At 64.3% G+C, this 24,708-nt stretch carries 16 protein-coding genes and 1 tRNA gene; 9 read left to right on the top strand and 8 right to left on the bottom strand.

Annotation, left to right across the window (positions count from 1 at the left end; genetic code table 11):
- The first annotated feature begins 11 nt into the window (after nucleotides 1–11).
- Nucleotides 12–905 carry an aldo/keto reductase gene (locus tag VFG49_RS07590; RefSeq protein ID WP_324859063.1) on the top strand — a complete coding sequence of 298 codons (894 nt, stop codon included), beginning with the start codon at nucleotides 12–14 and terminating at the stop codon, nucleotides 903–905.
- A gap of 112 nt (nucleotides 906–1,017) precedes the next feature.
- Here the strand turns inward: VFG49_RS07590 and VFG49_RS07585 are convergent, their stop codons facing one another.
- From VFG49_RS07585 to VFG49_RS07575, 3 genes are all read right to left on the bottom strand, one after another.
- Nucleotides 1,018–1,947 (bottom strand): 5'-nucleotidase, encoded by a 930-nt coding sequence (locus VFG49_RS07585; protein WP_324859061.1) that lies wholly within the window; start codon nucleotides 1,945–1,947, stop codon nucleotides 1,018–1,020.
- A gap of 114 nt (nucleotides 1,948–2,061) precedes the next feature.
- Entirely contained in the window at nucleotides 2,062–2,823 is a 762-nt protein-coding gene (locus VFG49_RS07580) for an NAD kinase (RefSeq protein ID WP_324859059.1), read from the bottom strand.
- Nucleotides 2,824–2,965: 142 nt separating this feature from the next.
- Complete coding sequence (locus VFG49_RS07575; protein ID WP_414649079.1) at nucleotides 2,966–7,771, bottom strand: NAD-glutamate dehydrogenase; 4,806 nt, start codon at nucleotides 7,769–7,771, stop codon at nucleotides 2,966–2,968.
- On the opposite strand from VFG49_RS07575, the gene VFG49_RS07570 reads away from it, so the two are divergent.
- The 3 genes from VFG49_RS07570 (at nucleotide 7,745) to VFG49_RS07560 (ending at nucleotide 13,246) form a co-directional block, all read left to right on the top strand.
- A complete protein-coding gene (locus tag VFG49_RS07570; RefSeq protein ID WP_324859055.1) occupies nucleotides 7,745–7,870 on the top strand; it encodes a hypothetical protein in 126 nt (41 codons plus the stop codon). The genes VFG49_RS07575 and VFG49_RS07570 overlap by 27 nt on opposite strands.
- An 880-nt stretch (nucleotides 7,871–8,750) precedes the next feature.
- A complete protein-coding gene (locus tag VFG49_RS07565) occupies nucleotides 8,751–9,959 on the top strand; it encodes an efflux RND transporter periplasmic adaptor subunit (protein WP_324859054.1) in 1,209 nt (402 codons plus the stop codon).
- Nucleotides 9,960–9,973: 14 nt separating this feature from the next.
- On the top strand, nucleotides 9,974–13,246 hold the full coding sequence (locus VFG49_RS07560; RefSeq protein ID WP_324859052.1) for an efflux RND transporter permease subunit: 3,273 nt from the start codon (nucleotides 9,974–9,976) through the stop codon (nucleotides 13,244–13,246).
- A 66-nt stretch (nucleotides 13,247–13,312) separates the two neighbouring features.
- On the opposite strand, the gene VFG49_RS07555 is transcribed toward VFG49_RS07560, so the two are convergent.
- Both VFG49_RS07555 and VFG49_RS07550 read right to left on the bottom strand, forming a co-directional pair.
- The gene (locus VFG49_RS07555; protein WP_324859049.1) at nucleotides 13,313–14,257 is read right to left on the bottom strand and encodes a sensor domain-containing diguanylate cyclase; all 945 of its coding nucleotides are present in this window, start codon (nucleotides 14,255–14,257) and stop codon (nucleotides 13,313–13,315) included.
- A 463-nt stretch (nucleotides 14,258–14,720) separates the two neighbouring features.
- Nucleotides 14,721–15,881 carry an acyl-CoA dehydrogenase family protein gene (locus tag VFG49_RS07550; protein ID WP_324859047.1) on the bottom strand — a complete coding sequence of 387 codons (1,161 nt, stop codon included), beginning with the start codon at nucleotides 15,879–15,881 and terminating at the stop codon, nucleotides 14,721–14,723.
- A 273-nt stretch (nucleotides 15,882–16,154) separates the two neighbouring features.
- On the opposite strand from VFG49_RS07550, the gene VFG49_RS07545 reads away from it, so the two are divergent.
- From VFG49_RS07545 to metH, 3 genes are read left to right on the top strand one after another with little or no spacing between them, the layout of a single operon-like run.
- On the top strand, nucleotides 16,155–17,081 hold the full coding sequence (locus tag VFG49_RS07545; RefSeq protein WP_324859045.1) for a metalloregulator ArsR/SmtB family transcription factor: 927 nt from the start codon (nucleotides 16,155–16,157) through the stop codon (nucleotides 17,079–17,081).
- Between the two features lie 12 nt (nucleotides 17,082–17,093).
- The gene (locus VFG49_RS07540; RefSeq protein ID WP_324859043.1) at nucleotides 17,094–18,173 is read left to right on the top strand and encodes a homocysteine S-methyltransferase family protein; all 1,080 of its coding nucleotides are present in this window, start codon (nucleotides 17,094–17,096) and stop codon (nucleotides 18,171–18,173) included.
- A 6-nt stretch (nucleotides 18,174–18,179) separates the two neighbouring features.
- Nucleotides 18,180–20,867: a methionine synthase gene (gene metH / locus VFG49_RS07535; RefSeq protein WP_324859041.1), complete on the top strand. Its 2,688-nt coding sequence runs from the start codon at nucleotides 18,180–18,182 to the stop codon at nucleotides 20,865–20,867.
- Nucleotides 20,868–20,990: 123 nt separating this feature from the next.
- On the opposite strand, the gene VFG49_RS07530 is transcribed toward metH, so the two are convergent.
- The gene (locus VFG49_RS07530; RefSeq protein WP_324859039.1) at nucleotides 20,991–21,332 is read right to left on the bottom strand and encodes a lipid-A-disaccharide synthase N-terminal domain-containing protein; all 342 of its coding nucleotides are present in this window, start codon (nucleotides 21,330–21,332) and stop codon (nucleotides 20,991–20,993) included.
- A gap of 131 nt (nucleotides 21,333–21,463) precedes the next feature.
- Here VFG49_RS07530 and VFG49_RS07525 point away from each other — a divergent pair.
- Nucleotides 21,464–21,538, top strand: a tRNA-Val gene (locus tag VFG49_RS07525).
- A gap of 254 nt (nucleotides 21,539–21,792) precedes the next feature.
- Entirely contained in the window at nucleotides 21,793–22,242 is a 450-nt protein-coding gene (locus tag VFG49_RS07520; RefSeq protein ID WP_324859037.1) for a hypothetical protein, read from the top strand.
- 287 nt (nucleotides 22,243–22,529) lie between these two features.
- Here VFG49_RS07520 and VFG49_RS07515 read toward each other — a convergent pair whose 3' ends face one another.
- Both VFG49_RS07515 and VFG49_RS07510 read right to left on the bottom strand, forming a co-directional pair.
- Nucleotides 22,530–24,143 (bottom strand): hypothetical protein, encoded by a 1,614-nt coding sequence (locus tag VFG49_RS07515; RefSeq protein ID WP_324859035.1) that lies wholly within the window; start codon nucleotides 24,141–24,143, stop codon nucleotides 22,530–22,532.
- Complete coding sequence (locus VFG49_RS07510) at nucleotides 24,143–24,586, bottom strand: DUF3574 domain-containing protein (protein WP_324859033.1); 444 nt, start codon at nucleotides 24,584–24,586, stop codon at nucleotides 24,143–24,145. Before VFG49_RS07510 ends, VFG49_RS07515 begins: the two co-directional genes overlap by 1 nt.
- Nucleotides 24,587–24,708: the final 122 nt, after the last annotated feature.

Raw genomic sequence — 24,708 nt, 5'->3', positions numbered from 1 at the left:
CTGCCACGCGCATGCCTACCCAACCACACACACGCAACGACCTCGCCCTTTCCCCCATCGTCGCCGGCCTGTGGCGCATCACCAGCTGGAAGCTCAGCATCGCCGAGCGCGTGCGCTGGATCGAGCAGGCGCTGGAGCTGGGCATCACCACGTTCGACCTCGCGGACATCTACGGCGACTACGAGGCGGAAGGCCATTTCGGCGAAGCGCTCAAGGTCGCGCCCGCCCTGCGCGGCCGCATGCAACTGGTGACGAAGTGCGGCATCCGCCTTCGTTCAGCGCAGCGGTCCTATCGCGTCAACTACTACGACACCTCGGCCGCCTATGTACGTGCGCAGGTCGAGCAGTCGCTGTGCAACCTGCACACGGAACAGCTCGACCTCGTGCTGATCCATCGCCCTGATTACCTGATGGACGCCGCCGCGCTGGCCCAGACGTTTGCCACGCTGACCCGCGAAGGCAAGGTGGCGCACTGGGGCGTGTCCAACCACACCACCAGCCAGTTCGCACTGTTGCATCAGCACCATCCGCTGCTCACCAACCAGCTGGAACTGTCCCCGCTGCAGATGGATGCGCTGGACGACGGCACGCTGGACCAGGCGCAACAACTGGGGCTGAGGCCGATGATCTGGTCACCCCTGGCAGGTGGCAACCTGTTCAACGGCGAAGACGGGCGCGCCCTGCGCACGCGTGCGGCGATGCTCGAGATCGCCGGCCGCCATGGCATCAGCCTGACCACGCTCGCCTTCGCCTGGATACTGCGCCATCCCTCGCGCCCGCATCCGATCACGGGCAGCGGTCGCATGGCGAACCTGGGCGACGCGGTGAAAGCGCTGGACGTCGTGCTGGATGCGGAAGACTGGTATGCGATCTGGACGGCGAGCAAGGGGCATTCTGTGCCTTGATGTGCCACCTGTAGGAGAGCACCCAGTGCGCGAAAAGCCTATAGCGCGTTGATGCCGTGATGGCACCGCGAGCACCGATCGCGCACTGGGTGCGCTCCTACAAGAGCGAAAGCTAGCGATTGCTCACGCCATGCGGCACGTGGCCGGTGGCCACGTGCTTGCGCGCCGACTCCACATTGGCCGGCGAATCGTCGAAGAAGATGTCCGCACCGAAGGCATCCAGGAACGGCCCCTTGTCGCGGCCGCCCAGGAACAATGCTTCGTCGATGCGCACGCCCCAGCGACGCAACGTGAGGATCACGCGCTTGTGTGCCGGCGCCGAACGCGCGGTGACCAGCGCCGTTCGAATGGGCGAATCTTCCGCCGGGAACGCCGCCTGCAGGCGATGCACGGCGGTAAGGAATCCGCGAAACGGACCGACCGACAGCGGCTCGTCGGCCCGCTCGTGCTCGCTGCGGTGAAACGCTTCCAGCCCCTCCTCGCGTGACACGCGCTCGCCTTCGTCACCAAAGATCACCGCATCGCCATCGAAGGCAATCCGCAGCTGCTCGGTGGCGCGTGGTGGCGCCGTGGACGGAAGGATGGTGGCCGCGGCCACGCCAGCGGCCAGGGCACGACCCACGTCCTCGGCGTTGGCGGAGAGGAACAGATCGGCCTTGAACGGCGCGATGTAGTCGGACGTCGGCGCACCGCTGGTGAACGCGGCGCGGCTGATTTCCAGCCCGTAGTGCTGGATGGCATTGAAGATGCGCAAGCCGGTGTCGCCGGAGTTGCGCGAAAGCAGGATCACCTCCACCGGCGGAACGTCGCCGGCGAGCTTGTTGAGATCCAGCAGCTTCTGCACCAGCGGAAACGCCACGCCGGGCTTCAGTATGTCGTTCTCATGCTCGATCTGGAACGAACGGTACGCATCCAGCCCTTGTTGCTCGAACAGATCGTTGCTTTCGCCGAGATCAAACAGCGCTCGTGACGAAATGGCCACCACCAGGCGATTGTCGCCAACCGAGGTGGGATCGTGGGCGTCTTGGGCGGGGCGGGTCATGAGGGCAATCTAGCAGGAGTGGGCGGAGAGTAGTGAGTGAAGAGGAGTGAGCAGCGAGAGAAGGCCGTTGCACATGCCGGCTTTCTCTCACTACTCACTACTCATTCCTCGCCCCTAGTCCTGCGCGAACTGCTCGTCCAGGATGCGCTGTTCCAGGTTGTGTTCCGGATCGAACAACAGACGTACGCCCTGCCCGCCGGACTGGCGAATCTGCACTTCGCGGATGTCGCGCACCTCGTGATAGTCGGCGGTGGCGCTCACCGGGCGCTTGCCCGGGTCGAGTATGCGCAGCGTTACCAGCGTGCGATGCGGCAGGATCGCGCCACGCCAGCGACGTGGGCGAAACGGACTGATCGGCGTCAACGCCAGCACATTCGCATCCAGCGGCAAGATCGGACCGTGGGCGGAGAGGTTGTACGCGGTGGAACCCGCGGGCGTGGAGACGAGAATGCCGTCGCACACCAGATTGGGCAGCTTCACGGTGTCGTTAAGCTTCACTTCGAGATGAGCGGCCTGGTTGCTCTGGCGCAGCAACGACACTTCGTTGAACGCCAGCGCGTCATGTACTTCGCCATCGGCCGCCATGGTGCGCATTTCCAACGGATAAAGCACCGCGGCGTGCGCACGGGCGATGCGCTCGTCCAGGTCTTCCACCCGATGCTTGTTCATGAGGAAGCCCACGCGGCCCAGCTTCATGCCGTATACGGGTGCAGGCAGCGCGCGATACGCGTGCAGCGTGCGCAACATGAAACCGTCGCCGCCCAACGCCACGATGACGTCGGCTTCCTCGGGCGGCACGTCGTCATAGCGATCAACGAACTTGCGCCGTGCCTGCTGGGCAACGTGGGTTTCGCTGGCAACGAAGGCGAAGCGCATAGGCCGGGCACGTCTGGAGAACAGGCCCTCAGTTGAACGTAGATGGACGAAGGGCGCAAGACCGTCTCCGGCCCGCGCCCTTCGAGGCTGCCCCACGCGATCGATACCGCCGCCCTGCAGGCGGCGGAGATCGCGATGACGCTTACTGGCTCACCGGCACCTGCGCGAGCTGGGCCAGGCGACGGACGGCCACCGAGGCGATCGGATAGTCCGCGTTCTGGGTGAGGATTTCCGCCAGCATGTTGCGGGTGTACTTCAGCGTGGCGTCGTCACGCTGCAGCCACGCCTGCACTGGCGAGATTTCCTTCGAACCACCGGTAAGCGACAACACCTGCAGGGCCAGCGCGCGGTGCTGGTGGTTCAGCTCGTCCAGCAGCGAACCGCGGGCCTGCGCATGCCATGCACCTTCCACCGGCAATGCCTCGATCTGGCTGCGCAGCCATTCCAGGTCCAGCGACTCGCCCAGCTCGTAGAACACGCTCGCCACCTTGCCGATCGGCTGGCCGCTCTGCTGCGCCACCTCGACGATGTCGAGCATCGCGCGCAGCTCGGGAATACGTGCCATGCGCAGCGACAGTTCCACCGGCAGGCCCAGACCTTCCCACTTTTCCTGGCTGGTGGAGAAATCTGCCTTGCCGGTTTCGGTGAGCGCATCGGGCAACGCAGCGCGCAGCTCGGTGACGCCCGCCTGGTAACGCTCGACGTTGGCGTTGATGTCCAGCGTGCCGCCCGGACGGTTGAGCAACCAGCGAGTCATGTGGCGCAGCAGCGACCACACCTGCAGGATGGCGTCGATCTGCGTGCCTTCGGCCACGTTGCCATCCAGCGCTTCGATGCCGGCCCACAGTTCGCGTGCGCCGAGGATCTCGCGTGCCGCCGTATAGGCCTTGGCGATCGCCGCCGGACCCTGCCCGGTGTCTTCCTGCATGCGCATCATGAAGGTGGCGCCCATCCGGTTTATCGTCGAGTTGGTCACCGCGGTGGCGATGATCTCGCGCTTCAGGCGATGGCGCTGCATGTGGTCCGCATAGGGCACGTGCAGCGGCTCGGGGAAGTAGCGCACCAGTTCCTTGGAGAGGTACGGATCCTCCGGCACGTCGGAGTCGAGCAACTGCTGGTACAGCTTGATCTTGTCGTAGGACAGCAGCACCGACAGTTCCGGACGCGTCATGCCGATGCCGCGCGTCTTGCGCTCGGTGAGCTCGGACTCGCTCGGCAGGTTTTCCACCTGGCGATCAAGCAAACCTTCCTGTTCCAGCATGCGGATGAAGTGCGCCATCGAACCGATGCGATGCACCGACTGATGCTCCATCAGGGTGATGGCCTGGTTCTGGCGGTAGTTGTCCCACAGCACCAACTGGCCGACCTCGTCGGTCATGCTGGCGAGCAGTGTGTTGCGCTGGTCGAGCGTGAGCTCGTTGCGCTGCACGGCGTCGCCAAGCAGGATCTTGATGTTCACCTCGTGATCGGAGGTGTCCACGCCGGCGGAGTTGTCGATGAAGTCGGTGTTGAGCAACACGCCGTGCTGGGCAGCCTCGATGCGGCCCTTCTGGGTAAAGCCCAGGTTGCCGCCCTCGCCCACCACCTTGCAGCGCAGGTCGGCGCCGTTGACGCGCAACGTGTTGTTGGCGCGGTCGCCCACGTCGGCATGCGTTTCGCTGGCAGCCTTCACGTAGGTGCCGATGCCACCGTTCCACAGCAGGTCCACCGGCGCCTTGAGGATGGCACTAAGCAGTTCGGCGGGCGGCAGTTGCGTGACGTCGGGCTTGAGGCCCAGCACCACGCGCACTTCTGGCGAAACCGGGATCGACTTCAGCGTGCGCGGATACACGCCACCGCCGGCGGAGATGAGCGACTTGTCGTAGTCCTCCCAGCTCGAACGCGGCAGCTTGAACATGCGTTCGCGCTCCGCGAACGAACGCTCGGTATCCGGGTTCGGGTCGAGGAAGACATGACGGTGGTCGAATGCTGCCACCAGGCGGATGTGGCGCGACAACAGCATGCCGTTGCCGAACACGTCGCCCGACATGTCGCCGATGCCCACGCAGGTGAAATCTTCGGTCTGGCTGTTGCGGCCAAGTGCGCGGAAGTGGCGCTTCACCGACTCCCAGGCGCCCTTGGCGGTGATGCCCATGCCCTTGTGGTCATACCCGTTCGAACCGCCCGAGGCGAACGCGTCGCCCAGCCAGAAGCCGTGCTCGACGGAGATGGCGTTGGCGATATCGGAGAACGTGGCCGTGCCCTTGTCGGCGGCCACCACCAGGTACGGATCGTCGTTGTCGTGGCGAACCACGTCGTGCGGCGGCACCACCTTGCCTTCGATGAGGTTGTCGGTAATGTCCAGCAGGCCGCTGATGAACATGCGGTAGCAGGCGATGCCCTCGGCCAGCTGCGCGTCGCGGTCGCCGTTCACCGGCGGACGCTTGACGAAGAAGCCGCCCTTGGAGCCCACCGGCACGATCACGGTGTTCTTCACCATCTGCGCCTTCACCAGGCCCAGCACTTCGGTGCGGAAGTCTTCGCGACGATCGGACCAACGCAGGCCACCGCGCGCCACCGAGCCGAAGCGCAGGTGGATGCCCTCCACGCGCGGCGCGCTGACGAAGATCTCGCGGTACGGCACCGGCTTGGGCAGCTCGGGCACGCGATGCGAGTCGAACTTGTAGCTGATGTAGGAGCGATGCGCGCCCTCCCACTGCTGGAAGAAGCTCGTGCGCAGCGTGGAGCGGATCAGCGACATGAAGCTGCGCAGGATGCGGTCGTCGTCCAGGCTGGACACCGTTTCCAGCAGCGTGCCGATGGCTTCTTCCACCGAAGCGATCTGCTCGTCGCGCGAGGTGGAGAGTGCCGCCACCAGCCCATCGATCAGGGCCGGATGTGCGCCACGCACGGACTCGGGAATGAGCACCTGCATTTCACCGCGAAGCAGCTCGCCTGCGTGCTTGAGTTCGTCCGCCGAAAGCGTCTCGCGGCGCGGATCGAACTTGGCGAGGAACAGTTCCACCAGCAGGCCGGCGATGGCCGGATAGCGGTTGAACGCGTCTTCCATGTAGCTCTGCGAGAAGGCGACGCCCGTCTGCAGCAGGTACTTGCAGTAGCCGCGCAGCATGGCCACCTGGCGCCAGCCCAGCTTGGCGCCCAGCACCAGGCGGTTGAAGCCGTCGTTCTCGGCGTTGCCGCGCCAGATCTGCTCGAAGGCATCCTCGAACAGCGTGCCCACCTGCTCGACGCTGAAGGCAAGGCTGCCGGCGGTCTGCACCTCGAAATCCTGGATGTACAGCGTAGTGCCGCCCACGTTGATGTCGTACAGGTGCTCGGTGAGCACGCGCAGACCGAGGTTTTCCAGTTGCGGCAGCACTTCGGACAGCGCGATGTCGCCGCCACTGCGGTAGACCTTGAAGCGCAGTTCGTCCGGACGTGCATCCGGGTGATAGAACGACATGCGTACCGCGTCGTCACCCTTGAGCAGCGACAGCTGGTGCACGTCTTCCGCGGCGGCCGCAGGCGCCACGTCTTCGACATAACCGGCGGGAAGGCCCTTGCTGAAACGGTTGGCCAGCACCACGCCGTCGTGTGCACCCAGCTTGGCCACCAGCGCATCGCGCAGGTCGTCGTGCCAGTTGCGCACGATGGCGGCCACGCCCTTTTCCAGTTCGGCAACGTCGTAGTTGATCTGGTCGCCGATGCGCGGGCGCACCACCACGTGCAGGCGCACCAGGGCGGCCTCGCCCATCAGCACGGACGAATCCAGGTGCTCGCCGCGCATGGCGGTACGCAGCAGCGATTCGATGCGCTCGCGCACCGTGGTATTGAAGCGGTCACGCGGCACGAACACGGTGCAGGTAATGAAGCGGCCGTAACGATCGCGGCGGACGAACAGGCGCGTGCGTGCGCGCTGGCGCAGCTCGAGGATGCCCATCGCGATGCTGTAGAGCTCGTCCTCGCTCGCCTGGAACAACTCGTCGCGCGGCAGGATCTCGAGAATGTGACGCAGCGCCTTGCCCGAATGCGAGTCGCGCTTGAGGCCCGAGCGATCCATGACGTATTCGAACTTCTGGCGCACCAGCGGCACGTTCTGCGGGCGCGCCATGTACGCGCTCGACGTGAACAGACCGAGGAAACGGTGCTCGGCGACGGGCTTGCCGTTGGCGTCGAACTTGAGCACGCCCACGTAATCCATGTAGCCCGGACGGTGCGCGTGCGAGCGCGCATTGGTCTTGGTGAGGATGATGGCGTCCGTCGAACCCGACTGCGGCAGGTCGCTCGCCACCAGCGAACGCAGCGAGCGCGGCGCCAGCGAGCGTTCGCTCTTGTGCAGGATGCCCATGCCCGAGCCTTCGTTGGCACGCAGCACTTCCTCGCCGTCGGCCTCGGTCACTTCGTATTCGCGATAGCCGAGGAAGGTGAAATTGTCGTCCGCCAGCCAGCGTAGGAACTCCGCCGCTTCCTTGACGGCTTCGGCGTCGATGGGCAGCTGCCGCGACGGCAGTTCGCCGGCCAGTGCCAACGCCTGGTCGCGCATCTTCATCCAGTCGTCGACGGCGACGCGCACGTCTTCCAGCGAACCCTCCAGCTGCGTCTTCAGCTGCTCCTGTTCGGCTTCGCCCGCCAGGCGGTCGACTTCGAAATGCATGACCGATTCCGACAAGCCACCGTCGGCACCAATCTTTACCAGCTTGCCCGCGGTATCGCGGGTGACCTCGACCACCGGGTGGACCACGGCGTGGATCTGCAGGTGCTCGGCCGCGACCATGGTGACGGTGTCGACCAGGAAGGGCATGTCGTCGGTGACGACTTCGATGTAGCTGCGTCCGGCATGGCCGGTCTGGGGATTGACCACGCGCACCGCGGCGCGGCCCGGTTGGCGCTGCTGCATGAAGCCGATCAGGTCGGCCACCAGCGCGGCCCATTCGGCCGGGGTATGCAATTCAAGATCGCTGTCGGCGATGCGCGCGAAGAAAGCGCTGATAAAAAATTGCGCCTCATCAAGGCGCTGGGTGGGGAATCCGCTTTGCTTCAGTTCTTCAAAAACAACAGTGGGGAATGAGCTGTTGCTAGCCGCACGAATCGCGTTCATGGCATCTACTGTTTTGGGGAGACGGAATGAGGCTAAAAGAGCCCCAAAAGAATACGCCTCGCACCGGGCCTTATCCAGCTTTGCAACCAGACCACTTCAGCTGCGGTGAAGCCATGACGCCACTGCAGCACGACGCATCGATGCATGGCCATGGGCATCCGCAGCACTCCGTCAGCGCCTGATCAAAGCACTCTCGTCGAGCGGAAAAGCACGGCGGCATAGCGTGTTGGCCTCGGCACGCGTCACGCAGACGCTATCCATGCTGCTGCAATACCAGTGCGTATGTCACCGCAACGACATGCTGGAAGCGCTGCGGCGCAACAGGTGTTGCAGGCCGATGACAGCGGGCCGTTCCGATGGATTTCATTCCCCGACGTGCCATGCGCAGGTGCGCTGTACACGCCGATGCGAAACCGGCAAGTGCCCTTGATCCGAACCATCGGCACGGGTCCGGGGTTCCCTTTGCTGTCAGCATGGGGAGGCTCCGGTCACGTCATGCGCGAGTGCTGACACTGTTCCTTCACGGCACTAAGCCAAAATTGTCATCTCCGACAAGCGAAGGGAACTTCCTGGACCACCGCCATCGGCCGAGCCGCGCACCAGGGCCGAAAAAAGCCGCCTGGAGGCCGCGAAACGGCTCTACAAATTTTAAACTGTACGGTATAGTCCAAACTCGTTTGCTTTTGTACTGAGTCACGGCGGCCCCGCCCTGCACCCTGGCCAGGCCCTCCCCGGGGCCTGCGGGCATGCGGGGTCCACGTGCGCTCCCACCTCAAGCCCGACTTTTGCCGATGCCCGGAGAGGCGCCGGCACGCTGCATCCCCGACCACATTACAAGAATGGAGCCCACATGAAGTCCACGTCACTGCGCACACTCCTGCTGTGCCTTGGCCTGCTCTCTCTGGCCGCCTGTGGCAAAGGCAAGGAACAAGGCCAGCAGCAAATGCCCACGCCGGAGGTCGGCATCATCAAGGCCCAGCCTCAGAGCACGCCACTGACCAAGGATCTGGTGGGCCGCCTCTCCGCCTTCCGCAGCGCCGATGTGCGTGCGCGCGTGTCTGGCGTGCTGCTCAAGCGTGTCTACCAGGAAGGTACCGACGTGAAGGCGGGCCAGGTGCTGTTCGAGATCGATCCGGCGGTATACCAGGCCAACCTGAACTCGGCCCAGGGCAACCTGGCGTCCGCGCAGGCCACCTACGAGAACTACCACAAGGCTGCCGAGCGCTTCCGCAAGCTGCGTCCGCAGGGCTTCGTTTCGCAGTCCGACCTGGACCTTGCCGAGGCCAATGAGCGCAGCAGCGCCGCCGCCGTCCAGCAGGCCAAGGCCGCGGTTGAAACGGCCCGCATCAACCTGGGCTTCACCCGCGTGACCGCGCCTATTGATGGTCGCGCTGGCCAGCAGCAGGTGACCGAAGGCGCCATCGTCGGCAATGGCACCACCGACAGCGGCAGCAACGCCACGCTGCTCACCACCGTCGACCAGCTCGATCCGCTGTACGTCAACTTCACCGTGAGCTCGGCCGATCTCGATCGCCTGCGTGCCGCGCAGAGTGCCGGCAAGGTGGTGTTGAGCGACCGTGCCAAGACCACGGTGCAGGTCACCCTGGCCGACGGCAGCAAGTACGACCAGGCGGGCACGCTGGACTTCTCCGGCGCCACCGTCGATCCGACCACCGGCGCGGTGAACCTGCGCGCGCTGCTGCCCAACCCCGAGCATCGTTTGCTGCCCGGCACCTACGTGACCATCGCGGCCAACCTTGGCGAGCAGCAGAACGTGTTCCTGATTCCGCAGCAGGGCATCCTGCGCGATGTCGCCGGCGCCTATGCACTGGTCGTGGGCCAGGATGGCAAGGTCGCTCGCAAGAACGTCACCGCCGACACCATGCGCGCAGGCAACTGGATCGTCACCAACGGCCTCGCTTCGGGCGACCAGGTGATCGTCTCGGGCCTGCAGACCGTGCAGCCGGGTGCGCCGGCCAAGGCCACGCCGTGGCAGCCCGACCAGAAGGCCCCGCAGGGAGCCGCGGGTAACGCCAAGTCTGCTGCCGGCCAGCAGTAAGGGAGTCGACAGACATGCCGAGTTTCTTCATTGACCGCCCCATTTTCGCGTGGGTGGTCGCCATCCTGATCACCCTGGTCGGCACGATTTCCGTGCTGAACATGGGTATCGAGTCATATCCCAATATCGCGCCGCCGCAGGTGGTGGTGTCGGCAACCTACCCGGGAGCCAACGCCGACACAGTGGAAAAGAACGTTACCCAGGTGATCGAGCAGCAGCTCACCGGCATCGACCACCTGCTGTATTTCAGTTCTTCGTCCAGCGCTAGCGGCTCGGCCTCGATCACTCTCACCTTTGAAACCGGTACCAACCCGGACATCGCCCAGGTGCAGGTGCAGAACAAGGTGCAGCTGGCCCAGCCGCGCCTGCCTACCGCCGTGACCCAGCAGGGCGTGGTGGTAGCCAAGAACAATCCTGACTTCCTGATGTTCGTGTCGCTGGTGTCCACCAATCCGGACATCGACGGCAACCGTCTTGCCGACATCATCGCGTCGCAGGTGGCCGACCAGGTCGGCCGCATTCCGGGCGTGGGCAGCACCCGCGTGATCGGTTCCGAGTATGCCGTGCGCATCTGGCTCAACCCGGACAAGCTGCAGGGTTACGGTCTTTCGGCCACGGCGGTGTACAACGCCATCGCCACGCAGAACGTGCAGTTCGCAGCCGGTTCGCTGGGCGCGGATCCGTCGCCGAACGGCCAGGGTTTCACCGCCACGGTCTCGGCGGAAGGTCGTTTCTCTTCGCCGGAGGAGTTCGGCAACATCATCCTGCGTGCCAACAGCGATGGCACGGCCGTGAAGCTCAGCGACGTCGCGCGCATCAGCTTCGGTCCGGGCAGCTACGGCCTGGGTGCGACGTGGAACGGCCAGCAGGTCGGTGGCCTCGGCGTGCAGCTGCTGCCGGGCGCCAATGCATTGGACGTGGCCGATGCGGTCAAGGCCAAGATGGCCGAACTCGCCAAGGACTTCCCGGAGGGCGTCACCTGGTTCGCGCCGTACGACACCACGCCGTTCGTGAAGATCTCGATCGAGGAAGTGGTGCACACGCTGGTGGAGGCCATCATCCTGGTCTTCCTGGTGATGCTGATCTTCCTGCAGAACTTCCGTGCCACGGTGATCCCCACCCTGGTGATCCCGGTCGCGCTGCTGGGTACCTTCGTGGGCCTGGTCGGGCTTGGCTTCACCATCAACCAGCTGACCCTGTTCGGCATGGTGCTGGCCATCGGCATCGTGGTGGACGACGCGATCGTGGTGATCGAGAACGTCGAGCGCATCATGTCCGAGGAAGGACTCTCGCCCAAGGAAGCGACACGCAAGGCGATGGGCCAGATCACCGGCGCCGTGGTGGCCATCACCGTAGTGCTGGCGGCGGTGTTCGTGCCGTCCGCGCTGCAGCCGGGTGCGTCGGGCGTGATCTACAAGCAGTTCGCCCTGACCATCGCCGTGTCGATGGGCTTCTCGGCGTTCCTGGCGCTGTCGTTTACGCCCGCCCTGTGCGCGACGCTGCTCAAGCCCGAGCATGAGCACAAGAAGAACATCATCTACCGCGGCTTCAACCGCATCTTCGATCGGGTCACGCATACCTACAGCGGCCATATCGGCAGCGCGGCGCGCCATGCACCGCGTTGGATGCTGGTGTTCGCGCTGGTCGTTGCACTGGCCGGCTTCCTGTACACCAAGCTGCCCACCAGCTTCGTGCCCAGCGAAGACCAGGGCTTTGCGCTGGCCATCGTCAACCTGCCGCCGGGTGCCACGCTGCACCGCACGCAGCAGGTGATGACGGAAATGCGCGAACGCCTGAAGCAGAGCCCGCAGAACGACAGCATCATCGGCATGTACCAGATCTCGGGCTTCAGCTTCATCGGCCAGAGCGAGAGCACGGGCATGGCCTTCATCAAGTTGAAGGACTGGAAGGAGCGCTCGGTCACCGCGGACGAACTGATCATGCAGTTGAATGGCGTGTTCCACGGCATTCGCGATGCGCAGATCTTCGTGGTGAACCTGCCGACCATCCGTGGTCTCAGCCAGTTCGGCGGCATCGACATGTACCTGCAGGCACGCGCAGGCCAGACGCATGGCGAGCTGATGCAGGCAATGGGCATGGCGCTTGCCAAGGCCAAGGACAACAAGGCCTTGTTCGGCGTACGCCCCAACTCGCTGCCCGATGCCCCGCAGTGGGACCTGAAGGTGGACCGCGTGCAGGCCGAGTCCATGGGCATGTCGGTGAGTGACGTCTATACCGCCATCCAGCTCACGCTGGCGCCGGTGTACGTCAACGACTTCGTCTACGGCGGCCGCGTGAAGCGCGTCTACATGCAGGCGGACCAGCCGTATCGCATGGGTCCGGATGCGCTGCAGCACGTCTACACGCCCAGCAGCCTGTCGAGCGGGTCCACCAGTGCGTCGACGGTGTCGACCACCAACCCGTACAACATGATTCCGATCTCCAGCGTGGTGCATTCGAAGTGGGACATGGGCTCGCCTGCCCTCACCCGCTACAACGGCTACGCGGCGGTGGAAATCGTGGGCAGCGAAGCGCCGGGCTATTCCACCGGCCAGGCCATGTCAGCGCTGCAAGGCATCGTGGAGAACGACCTGCCGAAGGGCTTCGGCTCCGACTGGACGGGTCAGTCGTACCAGGAAATCCTGGCGGGCAACTCGGCCACGCTGTTGCTGGTGCTGTCGATCCTGATCGTGTTCCTGTGCCTGGCCGCCCTGTACGAAAGCTGGTCAATCCCGGTGGCCGTGCTGCTGGTGGTTCCGCTGGGCCTGCTCGGCACCGTGGTGTTCTCGATGCTGCGCGGCCTGCCCAACGACATGTACTTCAAGATCGGCCTGATCACGGTGATCGGCCTGGCGGCGAAGAACGCCATCCTGATCGTGGAGTTCGCGGTGGAGCAGCAGCAGGAAGGCAAGTCGCTGTTCGATGCCGTGGTCGAGGCGTCCCGCCTGCGACTGCGCCCGATCCTGATGACGTCGATGGCCTTCATCCTCGGCGTGTTCCCGCTGGCCATCTCCACCGGTGCGGGCGCCAACTCCCGCCACTCCATCGGCACGGGCGTGATCGGCGGCATGATCTTCGCCACCTTCCTCGGCCTGCTGCTGATCCCGGTGTTCTACGTGACGGTGCGTCGCCTGCTGGGTGACAAGCTGGACGAAGCATCGCGCACCATTCGCCACACCCATGGCCAGGCGCCGAGTGCCGGAACCCCGCCGCAAGGTGGCTCGCCGCAGGACGGTTCGCCCAATGGCATGAAGCCGTTCGACTCCGATCCGCATCGAGGCTCATAAAGCGGCATCGTTCCAACGAAAAGCCCTGGTCGAAAGGCCGGGGCTTTTTCATGTGCAATGACCGCTTCAGTCCTCGGCTTCGGCGACGCGATTGCGTCCCCGCAGCTTCGCCTGGTACAGGCGTCGGTCGACCAGTTCCAGGAAGGCCAGTCGCTCGTCGCCATGCGTGGGAACAACAGTGCCGACACCGATGCTCATCGTCAGTGCCTTGCCGGCCATCGAGCGTTCGTGCGGAATCCACTCCTGCCCGATCAGCTCCTGGCAACGCTCGGCGACGCGACGCGCGGAGGCGGCATCCGTCTCCGGCAGCACCAGCACGAACTCTTCGCCACCAAAGCGCGCCAGGAAGTCGTGGCTGCGGCGCACCGCCTTCTCCAGCACCTTGGCGACCATCTTCAGGCAATAGTCGCCCTGCACGTGGCCATAGTGGTCGTTGTACTGCTTGAAGTAGTCGATATCGAGCATGAGCAGCGAAAGCGGCTTGCCGCTGCGTCGCGCGTTGTCCCAATCCTCCTCGAACACGGCATCGAAGCGGCGGCGATTGGCGATGCCGGTCAGGCCGTCCTTGAACGACAGCGCCTCCAGTTCGCGCTGCAATTCGATCAGGCGCTGCTCGGTGCGCTTGCGCTCACTGATGTCGAACATGAAGCCGACCAGTGCATCCACCGAGCCATCGTCGCGGCGCACCACATGCACCACGTCACGGATCCATACGTAGCTGCCGTCCTTGCACAACGCGCGATAGTCGGCCTCATGGTCGACGCCGGCCTTGGACTGCGCCACGCAGAAGTTCACCGCCCATTCGCGGTCTTCCGGATGGATGCGCTCGGCCCAGTCCTGCACGCCCACCCAACTGGCAGGATCCCAGCCAAGTAGTGCCTCGATCTGCGGACCGATGTAGGAGAACGTCAGGCTGTCCCAATGAATCCGCCACGGAATGGCGTTGGTGGACTCAAGCAGGGTCTTGTAGACCATGCTTTCTTCTTCCAGTGAAACGTCGACATCGGTCATGGGGCGGCGGCTCGCGTCGTGATGGGTAGACCTCAAGGCCTAGCAACCATCATGCCGGTGGTTCGTGACACATGGCGGCCGCGCTGGCAGCCACTTCCAGGCGCCCATCATCCACAGCGCGCGACAAGCCTGGCGGCCATGTGGCCGCATCTGGTCATTTCCGGACACAGCGGGGAGCACCGTGGCCGCTGCGGGATAGCGTGAACTCCTCCGGCCGCTGATGCGTTGCGCCATAGAAGGAGGCCGCGAGAAGCGGATCACCGCGAAGAAAAAAAGTCGCCGTCCTTGGCTGAGGGGGACCATCCGTGGTTATCGCAAGTATTTGCGATCACGCAGCTACCGTCAACCTTTTGCCATGGCGGCTGCGTTGACCGAGCCTGTGATGAGTGCACGGCTTGGCCTTCTCACGACGGAAACAGAAACGCCCGGTCGCCTGCGCGACCGGGCGCTCGGTCGATCAGGCTTAGCGCAGGCCAGTTTCGGCGCGGGCAATCACGATGCGCTGGATCTCGCTCGTGCCTTCGTAGATCTCGGTGATCTTGGCGTCGCGGAAGTAGCGTTCCAGCGGCATTTCCTTGGAGTAGCCCATGCCGCCATGGATCTGCACCGCCTGGTGGGAGATCCACATCGCCGCTTCGGAGGCGGTGAGCTTGGCAACGGAAGCCTCGGTGCCGAAACGGCCGCCGTTCTTGTCCGTTTCGCCCTTGGTCCAGGCTGCACGCAAGGTGAGCAGCGTGGCCGCATCGAGCTTGCACTTCATGTCGGCAATCTTGGCCTGCGTCATCTGGAACGTGCCGATCGGGTGGCCGAACGCCTTGCGGTCACGTGCCCATTGCAGCGTGGCTTCGTATGCGGCGCGGGCAATGCCGACGGCCTGCGAAGCGATGCCGATGCGGCCGGCATCGAGCACGCCCATGCCGATGGAGAAGCCCTTGCCCTCTTCACCCAGAAGGTCTTCCTTGGGCAGCACGTAATCGGTGAACTCGATTTCGCAGGTGGCTGACGCACGGATACCGAGCTTGGGTTCGGACTTGCCGGCATGGAAGCCGGGCAACTGCGTATCGACGATGAAGGCCGACACACCCTTGGCGCCGATGCCCGGCGTGGTGATGGCGAACAGGATCATGTAGCGCGCCACGGGGCCGGAAGTGATCCAGCTCTTCTTGCCGTTGATCACCCAGTCGCCGTCGGTGTTGCGGGTCGCGCGGGTGTGCATGGCCGAAGCATCGGAACCCGAGTGCGGCTCGGTCAGCGCGTACGCACCGATGGCATCGCCCTGCGCGATGGCGCGCACGTATTTCTGCTTCTGCTCTTCGGTGCCGTGCTTGAGGATGCCGTTGCAGAACAGCGAATTGTTGACCGACATGACGGTCGCCGTCGCCGCGTCCGCTGCCGCGATCTCGATCATGGCAAGCACGTAGGCGATCGGATCCATCCCCGCGCCGCCGTACTCGGTCGGCACTTCGATACCCATCAGGCCCAGCTGGCCCATCTCGCGGATGTTGTCCAGCGGAAACTCGCCCTTGGCGTCCAGCTCGGCGGCGACCGGTGCGATGCGCTTCTGTGCGAAGTCACGCGCGATGGCCTGGATGGACAACTGGTCTTCGGTAAAACGGAAATCCATAAACAGCTCCAAGGGGAGGAGGAAGCCGACTATTTTAGCCCGCCGACGCCCACCGCCTGTGTGCGGGTGCAGCAAAGGGGCCGCCGGTATCTCCCTGCAGGGGCGCACGCAGTGCGCGAAAAGCCTATCCCTCAAGGGGACGTCGCGGAGTGGACACACTTAAGCGCCGCGGTCGCGCACTGGGTGCGCTCCTGTAGCAGATCGCCAAACTTGACGCCCCGCGACCCTGGGCCTAGCCTATTGCATCTCTGTATCGCGATATAAGGATGCACAATGGATCTGGCGACCGCCTCCAGCGTCCTGCGCCTGCTGGCGGACCCCACCCGTGTGCGGCTGCTCGCCTTGCTCGAACGGGAAGAGTTGACCGTCGCCGAACTGGCGGCTGTGCTTCACCTCGCCCAGCCACGCGTATCCACGCACCTGGCCAAGCTCAAGGAAGCCGAGCTGGTCCGCGACCGGCGCGCCGGCGTATCCGCCTACTACCGCGCCAACAGCGAAACCGATGAACACCAGCAGGCATTGCTGAAGTCGTTGCGCGAAAGCATCGACGATGCCCTGCTTCGCGAGGATGCTGCGCGGCTGCCCGGCGTGCTGGCCCAGCGCGCCCGCGAGGAAGGCTGGGCGGACACGGTGGCCGGCGACATGGAACGCCACTACTCGCCGGGCCGCACCTGGGAAACCCTGGCGCGCTCGCTGCTGCAGCTGCTCGAAACCGGCGACGTACTCGACATCGCGTCGGGCGACGGCATCACCGCCGAACTGCTCGCGCCGCATGCGCGTTCCATCGTCTGCGTGGACAGCAGCGAACGCGTGGTGGAAGCCGCCGCGCAACGCCTCAAGCCCTTCGCCAACGTCGAGGTATGCATGGGCGACATGCACGCGCTCGAGCTGGGCGAACGCCGTTTCGACCTTGTGCTGATGCTGCACGCCCTTACCTATGCCGAACATCCAGCGAAAGCCGTGGCGGAAGCCTCGCGCCTTATGCGCAGCGGCGGACGCCTGCTCGCCGTGACGTTGGGCAGGCATGACCACCGTGCCGTGGTGGAACCGTTCGATCACCGCAACCTTGGGTTTTCCGCGAACGAGCTGAGTCGCTTCGCCAACGACGCCGGCCTGAATGTCCTCAGCTGCAACCGCCTCAGCCGCGAGCGCAAGGCACCCCATTTCGAAGTGATCAGCCTGCTTGCACGCAAGCCCTGAAGAGAACTGCCCATGAGTACCCTGCCTTGGCTTCATCCCGAACGCGTCGCCTTGCTGCAACGCCTGCTGGGCGAACGCATCCTCATCATCGACGGCGGCATGGGCACCATGCTGCAGCAGCATCAACTCGACGAGACGGCTTTCCGCGGCGAACGCTTCGTCCACGGGCACGACAGCTCACATGCGCATGACCACCCGGGTAGCTGTGACCTCAAGGGCAACAACGATCTGCTGACCCTCACCAATCCGGACATCATCCAGGGCGTGCACGAGGCTTATCTCGAAGCCGGCGCCGACCTGGTCGAAACCAATACCTTCAACTCCACGCGCATCAGCCAGGCGGACTACCACCTGGAACATCTGGCCTACGAACTCAACCTCGAAGGCGCGCGACTGGCTCGCGCCGCCTGCGATGCCTGGGAGGCCAAGACTCCGGAAAAGCCACGCTTCGTCGTCGGCGTACTCGGGCCCACCAGCCGCACGGCGTCCTTGTCGCCTGACGTCAACGACCCCGGTTTTCGCAACGTGACGTTCGAAGAACTGGTGAGCAATTACACCGAATCGGCAAGCGGCCTGATCGACGGTGGCGCCGATCTCGTCATGGTGGAAACCATCTTCGACACGCTCAACGCCAAGGCTGCGCTGTTCGCGTTGAGCGAGTTGTTCCACCAACGCGGTACGCGCGTGCCGGTGATGATTTCCGGCACCATCACCGACCGTTCCGGCCGCACGCTATCGGGCCAGACGGCGGAAGCGTTCTACTACTCCGTGCAGCATGCGCGCCCCATTTCGGTCGGCCTCAATTGCGCGCTGGGCGCCGCGGACCTGCGCCCGCACGTGCAGGTGCTGTCCAACGTCGCCAACAGCTTCGTCAGCACGCACCCCAACGCCGGCCTGCCCAACGCCTTCGGCGAATACGACGAGACGCCGGAGCAGATGGCTTCCGTCATCGGCGGGTTTGCCCGCGACGGCCTGCTCAACATGGTCGGTGGCTGCTGCGGCACCACGCCGGCCCACATCAAGGCCATCGCCGACGCGGTGCGCGACGTCGCGCCGCGCGCCCTGCCCTCCGCCACTGCCAAGGTTGCCTGAGTTCCGATGATGACCCGCCATACCCGTCTCTCCGGACTCGAACCCCTTGTCATCACGCCGGACCTGCTCTTCGTCAACGTCGGCGAGCGCACCAACGTCACCGGCTCGGCACAGTTCCGCAAGCTCATCAAGGAAGAGCGCTACGAGGAAGCGGTGGACGTGGCGCGCCAGCAGGTCGTCAGCGGCGCGCAGATCATCGACGTCAACATGGACGAGGGCCTGATTGATTCGGAAGCCGCGATGACGCGCTATCTGAACCTGATCGCCGCCGAACCGGACATTGCCCGCGTGCCGGTGATGGTCGACTCCTCCAAGTGGAGCGTGATCGAGGCTGGCCTGCGCTGCCTGCAGGGCAAGGGCATCGTCAACTCCATTTCGATGAAGGAAGGCGAAGACGTATTCCTCGAACACGCACGCAAGGTGCAGCAGTACGGCGCCGCCGTGGTGGTAATGGCCTTTGACGAACAGGGCCAGGCCGACACCTGCGAGCGCAAGGTCGAGATCTGCTCGCGCGCCTACGAACTGCTCACCACCCGCCTCGACTTCCCGCCCGAAGACATCATCTTCGACCCGAACATCTTTGCCATCGCCACTGGCATCGACGAGCACAACAACTACGCGGTGGATTTCATCGAGGCCACGCGCGAGATCAAGCGCCGCTTCCCCGACACCCATGTGTCCGGCGGCGTGTCCAATGTGTCGTTCTCGTTCCGTGGCAACAACACGGTGCGCGAAGCCATCCATTCGGTGTTCCTCTACCACGCCATCAAGGCAGGCATGGACATGGGCATCGTCAATGCCGGCGCGTTGATGATCTACGACGACGTGCCCGAGGAACTGCGCGAACGCGTCGAAGACGTCGTGCTCAATCGCCGGGCGGACGCCACCGAGCGTCTGCTGGAGATCGCCGAGAAATTCAAGGCGAAGAAAGGCGAAGCGGTCGTCGAGAACCTGGCCTGGCGCGAGAAGCCGGTACGCGATCGGCTCAGCCACGCGCTGGTGCACGGCATCGACCAGTTCGTGAACGAAGACACCGAGGAAGCGCGCCAACTGTCCACGCGCCCGCTCGACGTCATCGAAGGCCCGCTGATGGACGGCATGAACGTGGTCGGCGACCTGTTTGGCGCCGGCAAGATGTTCCTGCCGCAGGTGGTGAAATCGGCGCGCGTGATGAAGAAAGCCGTGGCCTACCTTCTGCCATATATCGAAGAAGAAAAGCTCCGCACCGGCGACATGGGCAAGAACAACGGCACCATCGTGATGGCGACCGTCAAGGGCGACGTGCACGACATCGGCAAGAACATCGTCGGCGTGGTGCTCCGCTGCAACAACTTCGAGGTGATCGATCTCGGCGTGATGGTGCCGGCGCAGAAAATCCTGGACACCGCGCGCGAGCACAACGCCGACATCATCGGCTTGTCAGGCCTGATCACGCCCTCGCTGGAGGAAATGAGCCAGGTTGCCCGCGAGATGCAACGGCAGGATTTCCACATCCCGCTGCTGATTGGCGGCGCCACCACTTCACGCGCGCATACCGCGCTGAAGATCGAGCCGCACTACAAGTCGCCCACCGTGTGGGTGAAGGATGCCTCGCGTGCCGTCGGCGTGGCGCAATCGCTGGTCAGCAAGGAGCTGGTCGATCAGTTCATGACCAAGATCCGCGCCGAGTACGCCGAAGTGCGCGAGCGCCATCGCAATCGCGGACCCGGCAAGCAGCTGGTATCGCTTGAAAAGGCGCGCTCGCAGCGCTTCACATGCGACTGGGCGAATTACACGCCCCCCAGGCCTCGCCAGCCCGGCATCACAGTATTCAACCACTACGACCTCGCCACGCTGCGCCCGTATATCGACTGGACGCCGTTCTTCAATGCGTGGGAACTGGCCGGCCGCTACCCGGCGATTCTTGCCGACGACATCGTAGGCAGCCAGGCCACGGACCTGTTCCGCGATGCCCAGGCCATGCTGGACAAGATCATTGCCGAGCGCTGGCTCACCGCACGTGCCGTGATCGGTTTCTGGCCCGCTGCGCAAGTGGGCGATGATACCGAAGTGAGCACGCCCGAAGGCGAGAAACTCGCCGTGCTGCATCACCTGCGCCAGCAGGTCGACAAGCCCGTCGAACGGCCCGACTTTTCGCTGGCCGACTTCATCGCGCCCAAGGGTGCCGGCCCGCAGGATTGGATCGGTGGATTCGCCGTCACCGCCGGTATCGGCATCGACGAGCACGTGGCCCGCTTCGAGGCGAACCACGATGACTACTCGTCCATCATGCTGAAGGCCCTGGCCGATCGCCTGGCCGAGGCCTTCGCCGAACATCTGCACGAACGCGTGCGCCGCGAGTTCTGGGGTTATGCGCCAAACGAGGCGCTCGACAACGAGGCGTTGATCGACGAGAAGTACCGCGGCATCCGCCCTGCTCCGGGTTATCCCGCCTGTCCGGACCACACCGAAAAGGCCACGCTGTTCCGTCTGCTCGACGCCACCGCCAATGCGGGCATCGAGCTCACCGAAGGCTTTGCCATGTATCCCACGGCAGCCGTCTCGGGCTGGTACTTCTCGCACCCCGACAGCCAGTATTTCGTGGTGGGCCGCCTTACCCGCGAACAGGTCGACGACTATGCCAAGCGCAAGGGCTGGTCACGCGAGCAGGCCGAGCGCTGGCTGGCTCCCAACCTGGATTACGATCCGGACTGACGGTAGCCACGCGCATCTTTTTTGCGGGAGCGCACCTTGTGCGCGACAGCGCCGCGCCGTCACCGCTTCGTCGGCTTATCGCGCACGGGGTGCGCTCCTGCAAAGGCGCGGGCGCCCTTCGCCTCAGACCTCGCTCTCCACCAGCGAGCGGCGCTTCACCTCGCGCATATGCACGGCGAGGTTGTACACCGAGACGAAGGCCGGGAAGAAGTTCGAAAGAATGCCGACCGAATCGTTCTTGCCAAAGATGAAGTACGAAAGCAGCAGCGCGCTGCCGACCACCGACAACCACCAGAACGACAGCGGCATCACCACCCGCTTGAGCTTGCGCGTGTAGTAAACCTGCACGAACCAGCGGCTGGTGAACATGACCGAGCCCAGCAGACCCACCATTTTCCAGGGCGTCAGTTCGAACCGGTGCAGGGATTCGAGGATGTGGTTGAGCTCGTGCAGCAAGGCGTCCATGAGTCGGCACCGGTGGTCGTGAAAACCGCACATTTTACTCGCCAACCTTTCAGCGAACTGCCTCGCGGGTCATTTTTTATAGCCAACCCTTGACCAGCGTTTCCCCACCCCGTATATTTGCCTGCTCTCGGGGGCGATTAGCTCAGCGGTAGAGCACTGCCTTCACACGGCAGGTGTCGCAAGTTCGATCCTTGCATCGCCCACCACCGAATCAAACAAAAAGCCCGGCACTGCCGGGCTTTTTGTTTTTCTCCGTCCCGCCCACGCCACAGGCCAAGGCACGCAGGCATTTCCATAGCCACAGCCTATGAGTTCGCCAGGATTCATCGGCACTAGCCGGGCAACCGGACATACGCCACCGAGGTGGCGAGATGACGGCTGGATGACGTGCATTTTTCCGATACACAAAGTACCCGCCCGCGTGGAGAATACGCGCTTCACTTCGCAAGGGGGCGGGGACATGGAACAGGGCAACGCAGTGGCGTATCCCGTCGCGCAGCTGCTTATCGTGACGCGCAGTCTGGTGGAGTTGACCGATCGCGCGGTATCCGACAGCGAACTGTCGCATGCGTCCGCCGACGTGCTGGTGTTCGCTGCGAGGCAGGCGGCTCGACTGGTGGAAGATGTCGTCAGCGCACGGTCGCGCGACATCGAGCAGATGCACGAATTCGTGCAATCGAGCAGCAGCGGCGACCTGGACCGCGCGTACAACGACCTGGAGTGCCTCGCGGAAGCCGCGGGCATGATTCGCGCGCATGGCGTGGGCTCCCAGTACCGCGCGCATCTCGCCTACCTCATGCGCTATGCGGCGGAGTCCGCCTGTCAGGCGTTGGAACGCGCCGAACGCTCCATGACACTTTCCGATGTGGTGGGCCATGCGGGCCTGAATCCGGCAACACTGCACGGCTGAGTCGACTGGCTCACGCACCTGCGACGCAGGTGGCCGAGAAAGATGACTTCGTAGTTGGGCGGCGGGACCGCCCTTCCCTGGACGGCTCGCCACCCTGGACATCCGTCTTCCCTGACGGAGCTGGCGAGCGCCTTGCGGCGTGTCGCCCTTCCCCCTTCGCTATGAAGGATTCCTTGGTGCCTCGTCGGGAGATGGCGGACATAAGGCCCAGGCGAATGCCTGCACATCGCACGACGAGGCGGGCGGAATTTTGGGCGGACGCTGACTTCTCTTCCATGAGAGGACTCTCAATTCGATCTTTGCTCGTCAGTCGATGTGCGTTTGTGTGAACCAGATGCCACTGACAACAGCATCAGCACAGCCGCCAATACCATGTAGGCACCTGCGAACTGCCACACCCGCAATCGCGATGCATCCTCGATCAGCCACGGCGCGTAGATGCCTCCGCTGGGCTGCACGGAGTGAATGATGCCGAACAAGCTTAGCGCGCCGCCGAGCAGGAGAATCGCGCAAGCGCGCATCGTCCGGCCGTCGATGAGCGCCACGAGGAAACTGGCCCAGATCATCGACGTGATGATGAATCCGTTACCCAGGATGGTGATCACCGCGAGTTCCGGCATGCCATGGCTCTGGTCGGTGAACAGCGCCTGGAAATGTTCGGGCGCGACGTATGCAGGATCGCTCAGCTTGATGGTGACCATGCGCGCGATAGCCGGAAAGAAACTGAAAACCACGGCCGCGGCGTAGCGCATCGGTGTGGCTTCGAACGCCTGCACGGTGATGCCTATGGCCACGAACACGAGGATCGGCGCCAACACCGACAGCGGCACCAGTTCCACCAGGTTGGACAGATAACCGAACACTCCACCAAGGCCGATGACTATGCCGGTCAACAAGGTGTAGCCGCTGCGCGCGCCCATGGCCTTGTATGAGGGTTGCCCGATGTAAGGCGTGGTTTGGGCCACGCCGCCGCAGAAGCCCGCCACCAGCGTGGCCAGTGCCTCCACCAGCAGAATGTCCCGCGTCCGATAGTCATCGCCCGCCGCGCGCGCGCTCTCGGTCACGTTGATGCCGCCCACCACCATCAGCAGGCCAAACGGAAGGATCAGCGGCAGATAGGGCACGGCGGCGGGGATGCCCTGGAGCCACTGCAAGGTCGGCACCGGCAGCGCAAACCGCCACTGCCACGCGGCGGGCGGCTGGTAGCCATGCCCCAGCCAGCCCAGCGGACCGAGCACGTAATAGAGCAAGGCCCCGACCACGAATGCGACCAGCACGCCCGGCACGTTCCAGGGCATGCGTGCGCGCGCCACCAGCGCGTACAACACCACACCAAGACCGGCAAAACCCACGACCGGCACCTTGAGTATCTCAACCAACGGCAGGAAACCCATCAGCACCAGTGCGATGCCGGCGATGGACCCAAGCAGTCCGGCGCGCGGAACGTGCCGCTGCACCATCCCGCCGAAGAACGAGAGCACGAACTTGAGCACGCCCATGATGACGAGCGCTGCCATGCCCAACTCCCAGGTAGCGACGCCAGCGGCATGCGTGTCCAGCCCCGCCTGCCGGAAATGCAGGAAGGCCGGGCCCAGCACCAGCAGCGCCATGCCGATGCTGGTGGGGGCGTCCAACCCCAGTGGCATCGCGGTTACGTCCTCGCGTCCGCTCTGTCGCGCCAGCCGGCGTGCCATCGCCGTGTACGCGAGGTTGCCCAGCAGCACGCCGAAGGTGGTGCCGGGGAACATGCGCAGGAAAACGATATCGGCGGGGAAGCCGAAGATGCCGATCAGTGCGGTGGCGAGAAAGGCCATGATCGAGAGGTTGTCGACCACCAGGCCCAGGAACCCGTTGAGGTCACCTGAGGAAAATCCGTGCTGCCGAGCCCACGATGCCTTCATCAGAACGATACCTCCGCCGCCTGCGTCACCCGCAATACCGATTGGTCGCCCGTGCGTCGTTTCCACGCCGCACGGATCGCCTCCACCTTGTCGCGTTCGCCCGCCGTGTCGGCATGGGCGATGACCAGTACGCGCGAACGCAGGCGCTCCGGCGATGCCTGCCCCTTGCCTTGCCACTGGCCATACGCGTCGAGCACGGTGAAACCGTCAGGGAAGCGCGGAGTCACTTCGCTGTCGAGGAAGCTTCGCCAAGCCGCATCACCGACACCCCGCGAGGCATCGTCGGCGGGACCGAGTCCGAAATAGAGACGTGTCTCCACCCAGCCCTGCGCCCGATGGCTGGTTTCCGCCGGCGGTACGGCATGAGTGGCCGCACCGGTCGCCACGCATCCCGCCAGCAAGGACACGGACAACAGGAGGATGGCGCAGCGATGGTGATGCATGGACGGTCCCCGATGGCATTTGGACATCCATACGAGTGAACGTCCCTGCCATCGAGTATGGGCAGGTCCCGTTGCGCGGCGCAACACGCCCCTCGCCCTGTGGTTCTCAGCTTCTGCGATGC

Source organism: Dyella sp. (genome assembly GCF_035685885.1).
In the GTDB taxonomy this organism is placed as follows: domain Bacteria; phylum Pseudomonadota; class Gammaproteobacteria; order Xanthomonadales; family Rhodanobacteraceae; genus Dyella.
The sequence above is the reverse complement of the archived record's forward strand: the minus strand, read 5'-3'. Positions and strand labels throughout refer to the sequence as shown.

Bases quoted from the DNA above. Each gene is read 5' to 3' on its own strand.
- VFG49_RS07590 (WP_324859063.1), top strand. From the start codon at position 12: ATGCCTACCCAACCACACACACGCAACGACCTCGCCCTTTCCCCCATC.
- VFG49_RS07585 (WP_324859061.1), bottom strand. From the start codon at position 1,947: ATGACCCGCCCCGCCCAAGACGCCCACGATCCCACCTCGGTTGGCGAC.
- VFG49_RS07580 (WP_324859059.1), bottom strand. From the start codon at position 2,823: ATGCGCTTCGCCTTCGTTGCCAGCGAAACCCACGTTGCCCAGCAGGCA.
- VFG49_RS07570 (WP_324859055.1), top strand. From the start codon at position 7,745: ATGCAATTCAAGATCGCTGTCGGCGATGCGCGCGAAGAAAGCGCTGAT.
- VFG49_RS07565 (WP_324859054.1), top strand. From the start codon at position 8,751: ATGAAGTCCACGTCACTGCGCACACTCCTGCTGTGCCTTGGCCTGCTC.
- VFG49_RS07560 (WP_324859052.1), top strand. From the start codon at position 9,974: ATGCCGAGTTTCTTCATTGACCGCCCCATTTTCGCGTGGGTGGTCGCC.
- VFG49_RS07555 (WP_324859049.1), bottom strand. From the start codon at position 14,257: ATGACCGATGTCGACGTTTCACTGGAAGAAGAAAGCATGGTCTACAAG.
- VFG49_RS07550 (WP_324859047.1), bottom strand. From the start codon at position 15,881: ATGGATTTCCGTTTTACCGAAGACCAGTTGTCCATCCAGGCCATCGCG.
- VFG49_RS07545 (WP_324859045.1), top strand. From the start codon at position 16,155: ATGGATCTGGCGACCGCCTCCAGCGTCCTGCGCCTGCTGGCGGACCCC.
- VFG49_RS07540 (WP_324859043.1), top strand. From the start codon at position 17,094: ATGAGTACCCTGCCTTGGCTTCATCCCGAACGCGTCGCCTTGCTGCAA.
- metH (WP_324859041.1), top strand. From the start codon at position 18,180: ATGATGACCCGCCATACCCGTCTCTCCGGACTCGAACCCCTTGTCATC.
- VFG49_RS07530 (WP_324859039.1), bottom strand. From the start codon at position 21,332: ATGGACGCCTTGCTGCACGAGCTCAACCACATCCTCGAATCCCTGCAC.
- VFG49_RS07520 (WP_324859037.1), top strand. From the start codon at position 21,793: ATGGAACAGGGCAACGCAGTGGCGTATCCCGTCGCGCAGCTGCTTATC.
- VFG49_RS07515 (WP_324859035.1), bottom strand. From the start codon at position 24,143: ATGAAGGCATCGTGGGCTCGGCAGCACGGATTTTCCTCAGGTGACCTC.
- VFG49_RS07510 (WP_324859033.1), bottom strand. From the start codon at position 24,586: ATGCATCACCATCGCTGCGCCATCCTCCTGTTGTCCGTGTCCTTGCTG.